We start from the raw sequence: 8,630 nt of genomic DNA, 5'->3' as shown, positions 1-8,630 counted from the left end.
GGGGTTTAGCTCAGTTTGGGAGAGCGACTGCCTTGCACGCAGTAGGTCGTGGGTTCGATCCCCATAACCTCCACATCGGTCATAAAACCATTCTTGAATTATTATTTGAGAATGGTTTTATTTTTTAACTATAAATAATTTTTCTCCGATAATAAAAGAGGAGGATATTCATAATGAAAAATATTATACTCATACCATTAATGATCATAGCTTTAACTTTTATATCATTTGATAAACTTTATCCATTAAATCAAGATGAAGAAACATTTTTAGATGCTGCAATATTTGGGGATGAAGATGTTATAGAAAAAATCATTGCTAAAAATATTAATGTTAATATACAGGATGATGTAGGAAATACCGCTCTTATATTAGCATGTATGGAAGGACATGTTAAAGTTGTAGAGTTGTTAATAAAAGCAAATGCTGATAAATCTATAGTAAATAAACATGGAAATGATGCTTTATATTATGCTAAGATGAACAATTATAATAATATAGTAAAACTCTTAGAATGATATTATATTAAAAAATTAATTCTTCATTTTCTTCTTCTAATATATAATTTGTTATAATTACAATTTCATCTTTATTGTCAAGCATGCATTCAGAATTAGGATTTAAAATAATATCATTGTATCTTTTAATTCCAATTAAGATTGTTTTTTTCTTTAATAGAGTAAAATATACATCTTTAAAAGTTCTAGATTCATTGAAATAATCAGAATATGGAGACATTATAATATCTTTTCCATTTCTGCTTAGAAGTCCGTAGAAAATATATAATATATTTGAGCTTATAGAAGCCTGAGCCATAAGCATACCTATAAGTTTACCGCTTACTATAAAGTCTCTTACATCATCTGAATATATTAAATTCCTTTTTTGTATTGAGTTTAATAATGATAATATTGCTATATTTAATTTTTCTTTTTTGATTATTTCTCTTATTATTAAAAGTATATTAATACTTTTTACATCTGTGATATTATCCTCTGATATTAATACTATTTTTGTTGTATTTTCTTTTTTTAGTTTTTCTAGCATGAATTTATATTTGTTCTTTTGGGATTTTATCAAATCATAACTTAACATAGTGATATTATTATTTTCTATATATTCTGAAATTTCTTTTATTATTTCATTATATCTTTTTTCTTCACATATTAATAGAATATTGTTTTTATATTTAATGATATTAGGTTTTATATCAGGATATTCTTTTATAGTATTATCATAATTGTTTTTTGATAATATTATTAGTCTGTTTTCTTTTTTTATTATATAATCATAATTAGGTATTAAAATTTGACTTCTATCTTCTTTTGTTATTCCAAGTAATATCATGCCCTTATCAAAATATTTTGAAGCTGCATCTTCAAATTTCCAATTATCAAAATCATGATCATTTTCTATATAAAATACATTTCCGTCATTAGAAAATAGATCTTCATAAACATTGCTTAGTCCGGTATAAATTATACTTTGTGCTATAAGTTTATAAAGAATTTCATATTTATAAATTACATGAATAACAAAATTTTTATTTTCAATAGATTTGATTATTTCAATAGTATCTTCTTCATGAACTAATGCACATATATTAATTTTGTTTTCAATTTTATTTTCGTCAATTTCTTCTATAATCTTTTTTAAAGCTAATAATATATTTAGTGATTCTGTATCATCATTATTTATTATTGATATGCTTGATGATTTTGATATATTTAATAGCTTTATATTTTCTATTCTGCTTGTAGTTCCTTCTCTTATTATTATATTTGTTTTTTTATATCCTTTTATAAATGAAACTCTTTTTCTTATAACATCGACATTATGTTCAGATAATATTACAATAGTTTTTACTTTGGCTTTAATGAATTCTTCTATTATAGTGAGAGCTTCTTCACCGTATCCTAAAATAATGGCATGATTTTTTTCCATTATAAATGCATTGCCTTTACTTAGATTATTTATTCTATCCTGCAAAGCTTTATTAATCATAGCTATAAGAGAACCCCAGCCGCATACCCCTACAAAAGTTACCATTAAAAAAGTTATAACAATACCAGTATTTCCTTCAACAGATGATATATTTCCAGTATCTATAAACTGCATCAAACTATCCCAAAATGCATCTTTAGGCGGATACTGAAAAAAAACTATTATAAATATTGATACTATTAAAAGCAGAATTATAATTGCAAATACTAAAAGCATTAATTGATAGAAAAGCCCTTTATTAAGCATTCTGTCAATTCTATATTTTATATAATTAGATATATCTTTTAACATAAGAAACTCATTATATTTTTTATATATATAAAAGATTATACTAAAGTAAATTAAAATTGCAAAATATTTTTTGTGAAAATTAAAATAAATAATTTGTATACATCTAATATATTTAAACAACTATATTTTATCAATTTTTATATTTTGTAAATGTATTATCAACTTTTTTGTCGCTCAAAAAAGTTGCAAAAAACGCATATACTACGACTTAATATTTCAAGAATATGTATTAAATGTATGGTGATACCTAAAATTTAAGTTAAAAATGCAGTCCTTTTGCTTCTTTGGGTCACCAAAAGAAGTGGGGGGGCGGGGGCTAGTCCCCGAAAATAATAAAAACATAAAAACTATTTTTTTGATAAACTATAGTTGTTTAGGTATATATAAAACATTATCAAATAAATAAACTATAATTATTTTTTAAATTAGATTTCTATATATATTTTTTACATCTTCCAAACTAGGCTTAACAGGATTAGTTAATATACATACATCTTTAAGAGCATGTGAAGCCATTTCATCTATTGCATTTTCAAATTCTGCTTTATCTACGCCATAATCTGTTATTTTCTGATTTATTCCTATTGTTTTATTTAATTCTAAAATAAGAGATTTTAATATTTTACTTGCAGTGATATCATCTATATTTTTAACATTTAATAGAGTGATAATTTTTGCATATTTAGCAGCAGATTTTTTACAGTGCATAGCATTATATTCTATAACATAAGGCATTAATATTGCATTAGCTCTTCCATGAGGCTGACGGAATCTTCCTCCTAAAGCATGAGCCATAGCATGTATTAAACCTAAGCCTGCATTATTAAAAGCTATTCCAGCAGTACAGGATAATTCATGCATAGCTATTCTTGCCTTAACATCCTTTCCATTATGAACAGCTTTTGAAATATTATTAAAAACTCCTATTATAGCATATTCGCTATAAGGCATAGTAAATGGGCTTGAATTAACAGATACATAAGACTCAAAGGCATGAGTCATAACATCCATTCCTGTTTCAGCAGTTATTCTAGGAGGTACGGTCAAAGTAAATTGAGAGTCTAGTAAAGCTATATCAGGAAGCATTTTATTTGAAAGCAAAGGAACTTTTTGATGATTTTCTTTATCAGTGATTACAGCATATGAAGTAACTTCAGAACCTGTACCGCTTGTAGTAGGGACTGCTATGAAGAAAGGCTTTTTTAAACCGCTTGGCATTCTTTTATTTATTTCTAAAGCAAAATATATGACAGATTTAGCAGTGTCTATTACCGAACCGCCTCCTATGGCTATTATGGTATCTGATTCAAATGTTAAAATTTTACTTAAACATTTTATAACTATTTCAAAACTAGGATCAGGTTCTATATCCGAAAAAATTTCATAATCTATATTATTTTTTTTCATTAATTCTATTGTCGAATCACAGGCACCGATTTTAAGCATATTATTGTCTGTAAAAATAGAAACTCTTTTAAATTTTGAAAAGTCTAATTCTAATAAAGCGTTATGACCAGATATTATTTTTGTATTTAATATGAATTCTATCATTGACAACTCCTATTACAGCATATAGGCAGAACATTTATTGGAGCTCTACTAATATTAAGTATATAGGTATGTACATAAAAGTCAATAGAATATTATTAAAATACTAAATTTGTTTCATATTTTTGAGTGATATGTTCAATATAAAACAAAAAATATGAATGTTTCATTTTATGAAAAACAAATATTTTATTTATTCTTTTATTTTTTTATTAAAAATTATATCCAATCTCAAATTCCCAAGTAAATGGTTTAGCAACAGAATAGGTAGATAGAATAGGTGTTCTATTTAAAATATTTTTAAAATGCATAGAAAATATTAAATGCTCAAACCATATAGAATAGAATGATATATTAAAATCATGAAAAACTTCTGAATAATATATAGGCTTATATTCAGATAAAGGTCTTGGGGCAGAGTAGGTGTAGTAAATATTTAAAGATAATGAACTTAATATTTTATTTTTTGGTACAAAGTCATAACCTAATAATGCAGTAACTACATGCTCCGGCAAGCCTATTTTTGGCAGTTTATCTTTCCCCATATATGCAAGCTGATAAGAATAACCTATTTTTGTTTTTATTTTATGATACTGGGCAAAAGGTATACTATATTCTACACTTGGCGTAACTATATGAGAGATTGCCGAGTCTACATTTTGAGGAATTGTTGAATACCAAACTATTTTATTTGTATATACTGTGTATGTGTAGGAAGTTTCTATTTTTAAATTTGTGATTGGCTCTAAAGTAAGTTTAGTATATATTTGATTGTATTCTTCAGGCTTTAAATAAGGGTTTCCAAAATTATTATAAAATAAATCATTGAAAGTAGGTACAGAATAATCATGAGAATATGAAAAATATAAACTGTATCCTTTATAAAAGTTTAAGTTAAATCCAACAGTATATGCTAAATAATTATTATTCCTGCTATTGTCAAAATCTTCATGCTGAAATTCATATCTTATACTTGGAAGCAATGAAAATATTGGCGTATTATCATCCCAATAACCAAATGATAATTGAGGTTCATACAATAATGATAAAGAATGTCTTTGAGGTATAAAATTATAATTTGTTTCTACTGCGTTTTTATCTTCCATTAAAAAGTCATATCTATATTCAGGAGTTAATTTATTATATAATGTTATTGTATTTGGCAAAAGTTCATCCATTCTTGAAAGATTAGCATTTAAAGCTATTCCATGCGATTTATAATCAGAAATAGGTTTTCCATTTTTATAATATGGTCTGTCTACAAAAGAATCAAATACATAAGATAAATTTACATTATAATCAAGTATATCAGAAAATCCATTGTATGATATAGATGAAGTTAGTGTAGTAAATTTAAACCATGAATCGGTTGTGTTGTCCGGAGGTAATTTATATTTTGATACCGCATCCGAATATGATATATTAACAAAAGCCCTTAAATAATCTTTATTTTCAAAATTATATCTATAATCTAATGATGAGTTTATAATAAGCTGTTTATTATCATTAAGATATCCTATTATAGGTTTTCCTGCTTGATTTGAAAAATCATAATAATAATTGCCGTCAGTATAATAAGAATCGGCTGTAAAAGTAACAATATGTTTGTTGTCAAAATTTTTAGAGAAGAGTATTGATGGTGTAACAGTGTTATATGCACCATAACCCAATGATATTAATAAAATATCTTCTACTGGTGTTTTAGTAGTTATATAAATAGAGTTTCCTATAATTTCAATTTTTTCTATCAAGTTTGAGGGTATTCTCCTTAAATCAACTCCGGCATCGGCATTTCCTTTAGCTGTATTCATAAGAACACCATTAACATATATTTTCATGTTGTCGGCACTTCCTCCTGCAGGCTCAACTGATTCATTACCCATATAAGAACCTTTATTAACGAATCCCGGCTGATTAGCTAATACTTCCTGAGCATTTTTATAACCTCTTCTTTCAATTTCTTCAGAGGTTATTACATTGCTGTTTATCTTGATAGGATTTTTAGGAATATTTGGAGCAGCTGCAATGTTGTTTGTTTGATTCGTCTGAACTGCATTAGTAATTTCAACTTGAGAAGTAACCCAAATACCGCCTTTAAGTTCTCTTATAAGGTAAGTCTGGGCATTGATGTTTTGAGCCTTAAAAAATATTGCTGTTATAATAAATAATGCTGTGAAGTAAATATTTAGTTTTTTCATATTCGTATAAAAAGGGAGAAATAAAATAATTCTCCCTTGATTATTATTCAATTATTAAATTAATTTAATTTAACATATCCATAAGTTGCACTTGGAGTATCCCACCATTCCGTACTAGCATCTGGATAAGTATTTTCATCATCACTTAAAGTTTTTTTAGCATTAACACATATTTCAGCACCTTCTTCATTAATGTACATAATATACCATTTATAACCAGTAAAACCACTAGCATTATAATATAAACCGCCTATATAATTTTTTTTCATTATTAACTACATTAGTAGCATATTTGAATTTTGCTGTAATAGTAGTATCTCCATCATTGTAATAATTACAATCTGCATCTGTTGTACCATTTATAGTAGAAAGTGTGCTGTCTTTATATATAGTTTGATTTGCGAAATTACCTTTCCAACTATTTAAAAAATAATCTTTTTTTGTTTGGTCAGTCCAAGGTTTTGCCAACATTTCTTCTGAAGCTATGAAAGTATATGTTCTATTTCCATCTGATCCGTTTCCTGAACCATCATTAGTTGGGTTAGTTGGAGTTTTAGTACATGATACTGCTAAGGCTAAAGCCATTAAAATTGTTAATAAAATTTTGATTTGTTTTTGCATAAATAATGCTCCTTTATTTAAATTTTTAATTGATAGCAATTTTAATAAAGGAGTGCATAATTTTTGATAGTGCACTCGCCTGTATAAAATGGTATCCGACTTCGTTAATTTCTATTGAATTAAGCTTTACGGTTGCGTGCCAGCGAAGGATTTTCACCCTCATTCCCATATATAAATTATTATTTATACGCATTGTATTATATATTCTAATGTTTTTTTATCAAGCTGTTTTTACAAATAAAGTTCAAAAAGATGATATAATTTTCACAAAATGATATTTTTTATATTTATGTATATAAAAAAATGTACTGTTTAATAAAATGTAACAATTATATTTTTTATATAAAAATTACTATTATTAAAAAATAAAAAGGAACGGCTTTATATCGCCGCCCCTTATATTTTTATTAAATTAATATTCTTTTAAATATCCGAAAACAAAATCATATTTAGTCCACTGAGTATTTTCATCTGGTATAACACTTTCATCGCTTCCGCCGCCGTACCAAGCCTGCTCAATGCCGTTTTCGTCTGCAATTATCAAACGGTAACTGCTAGGCATGCCTGTATTTTTATTATCCCAATATACAGCAGCAAGATATTTTTTATTATTATATTCATATACTGCACATTTTATAAATTTTGTTCTTATATTTACTGTATCGGTACTGTCATAATAATTAGCATTATTATCAAAGTTTCCGCTTACAGCTGAATAATCACTTGATTTATAAACATTTTTTCCAGATACTAGAGTAATCCATAAAGTTTTTAACTGAGCTTCATCTGTTACATCAATTTCAGAAGTTTTAGTTCCGTATTGTATAGTATGCACTCCAGAAGTTACAGCCTTTACAGATGATGAAGTATTTTGATTATTATTATCAGGATTTGTAGAAGGATTAGAACATGATATAATTAATGAAAATATTATAATTAATAAATATGATTTTTTAGTTTTCATGGTATACCTCTAAATTATTTAGTAACAGCAGTACAATCTGAATAAACACCAAAATAACCGCCAGCTTCAGTGAATGTAGTTTTTGCTTCTGCTAATGTATCAGTTGCAGAAACTCCTCCGCTTTTATAAGCACCAGAAATTTTTACAGTTGTATCTGTCAAATCTTTAAATGAAACAGCATAATATTTTCCTACTACTTCTTGTGAATATGAATTAGCTGTATATTGTCCGTATATTATACCTGCAGTATCACTACTCCAGTTAATATATTTTATATCAAAAGAATAACTTACTGAATCATTATATAAACTATCGAATTTGTTATCAGTAATAACATATTTAGAAGTATTGTAATCCTTATCTTGCCATGTTTTCTGTAATTTAGTAAAATTAGGATTATTTACCCATTCATTATCTGGTGGTATATTTGGGTCTTCTGTTGGATTGTTTGGGTTGTTTTTAGCACATGATACTGCTAAGGCTAAAGCCATTAAAATTGTTAATAAAATTTTGATTTGTTTTTGCATAAATAATGCTCCTTTATTTAAATTTTTAATTAAAAGCTATTTAATAAAGGAGTGCAGGATTTTTGATAGTGCACTCGCCTGTATAAAATGGTATCCGACTTTGTTAATTTCTATTGAATTAAGCTTTACGGTTGCGTGCCAGCGAAGGATTTTCACCCTCATTCCCATATATTTTAACTATATTATATAAAATAAGACTTTTTATATCAAGTCATTTTATATGTAAAGATTAAAAATATTGTATAATTTTCAAAAAATGATGCTATTATTATTTTATATATAAAAAATTCATATTGTTTAATAAAATGTATAAATTATCTTTTTGTATGTAAAAAAATGATTTAGTTTCAATAAAAAATGAGCGGCTTTATATAACCGCTTAACGGTTTCATCACTGCCGCCGCTGTACCAAGCTTGTTCGGTACTGTTTTCATCTATTATTACAAGTATGTAATGGGCTGTCATTCCTGTTTCTGT

General features: G+C 26.5%; 8 protein-coding genes, 1 tRNA gene and 1 riboswitch. Of the genes, 2 read left to right on the top strand and 7 right to left on the bottom strand.

The genetic code is table 11. From position 1 onward, the window contains the following. A tRNA-Ala gene (locus Q0K19_RS04815) sits at nt 1–73 on the top strand. A gap of 100 nt (nt 74–173) precedes the next feature. Continuing rightward, nucleotides 174–518, top strand: a complete 345-nt coding sequence (locus Q0K19_RS04810) for an ankyrin repeat domain-containing protein (protein WP_297245868.1) — start codon at nt 174–176, stop codon at nt 516–518. Between the two features lie 7 nt (nt 519–525). On the opposite strand, the gene Q0K19_RS04805 is transcribed toward Q0K19_RS04810, so the two are convergent. The 7 genes from Q0K19_RS04805 to Q0K19_RS04775 form a co-directional block, all read right to left on the bottom strand. Continuing rightward, entirely contained in the window at nt 526–2,295 is a 1,770-nt protein-coding gene (locus Q0K19_RS04805) for a hypothetical protein (RefSeq protein WP_297245865.1), read from the bottom strand. Between the two features lie 420 nt (nt 2,296–2,715). Then, complete coding sequence (locus tag Q0K19_RS04800) at nt 2,716–3,846, bottom strand: 1-propanol dehydrogenase PduQ (protein ID WP_297245862.1); 1,131 nt, start codon at nt 3,844–3,846, stop codon at nt 2,716–2,718. A 209-nt stretch (nt 3,847–4,055) separates the two neighbouring features. Further along, nucleotides 4,056–6,041: a TonB-dependent siderophore receptor gene (locus Q0K19_RS04795; protein WP_297245861.1), complete on the bottom strand. Its 1,986-nt coding sequence runs from the start codon at nt 6,039–6,041 to the stop codon at nt 4,056–4,058. A 59-nt stretch (nt 6,042–6,100) separates the two neighbouring features. Further along, on the bottom strand, nt 6,101–6,310 hold the full coding sequence (locus Q0K19_RS04790) for a hypothetical protein (protein WP_297245860.1): 210 nt from the start codon (nt 6,308–6,310) through the stop codon (nt 6,101–6,103). Next, a complete protein-coding gene (locus Q0K19_RS04785; RefSeq protein WP_297245858.1) occupies nt 6,276–6,662 on the bottom strand; it encodes a hypothetical protein in 387 nt (128 codons plus the stop codon). Before Q0K19_RS04785 ends, Q0K19_RS04790 begins: the two co-directional genes overlap by 35 nt. A gap of 68 nt (nt 6,663–6,730) precedes the next feature. Continuing rightward, nucleotides 6,731–6,864: riboswitch (cobalamin riboswitch) on the bottom strand. A 210-nt stretch (nt 6,865–7,074) separates the two neighbouring features. After that, nucleotides 7,075–7,626 (bottom strand): hypothetical protein, encoded by a 552-nt coding sequence (locus tag Q0K19_RS04780; protein WP_297245856.1) that lies wholly within the window; start codon nt 7,624–7,626, stop codon nt 7,075–7,077. A gap of 14 nt (nt 7,627–7,640) precedes the next feature. Next, the gene (locus Q0K19_RS04775) at nt 7,641–8,153 is read right to left on the bottom strand and encodes a hypothetical protein (protein WP_297245853.1); all 513 of its coding nucleotides are present in this window, start codon (nt 8,151–8,153) and stop codon (nt 7,641–7,643) included. Nucleotides 8,154–8,630: the final 477 nt, after the last annotated feature.

Source organism: uncultured Brachyspira sp. (assembly GCF_944393015.1).
GTDB lineage: Bacteria > Spirochaetota > Brachyspiria > Brachyspirales > Brachyspiraceae > Brachyspira.
The sequence above is the reverse complement of the archived record's forward strand: the minus strand, read 5'-3'. Positions and strand labels throughout refer to the sequence as shown.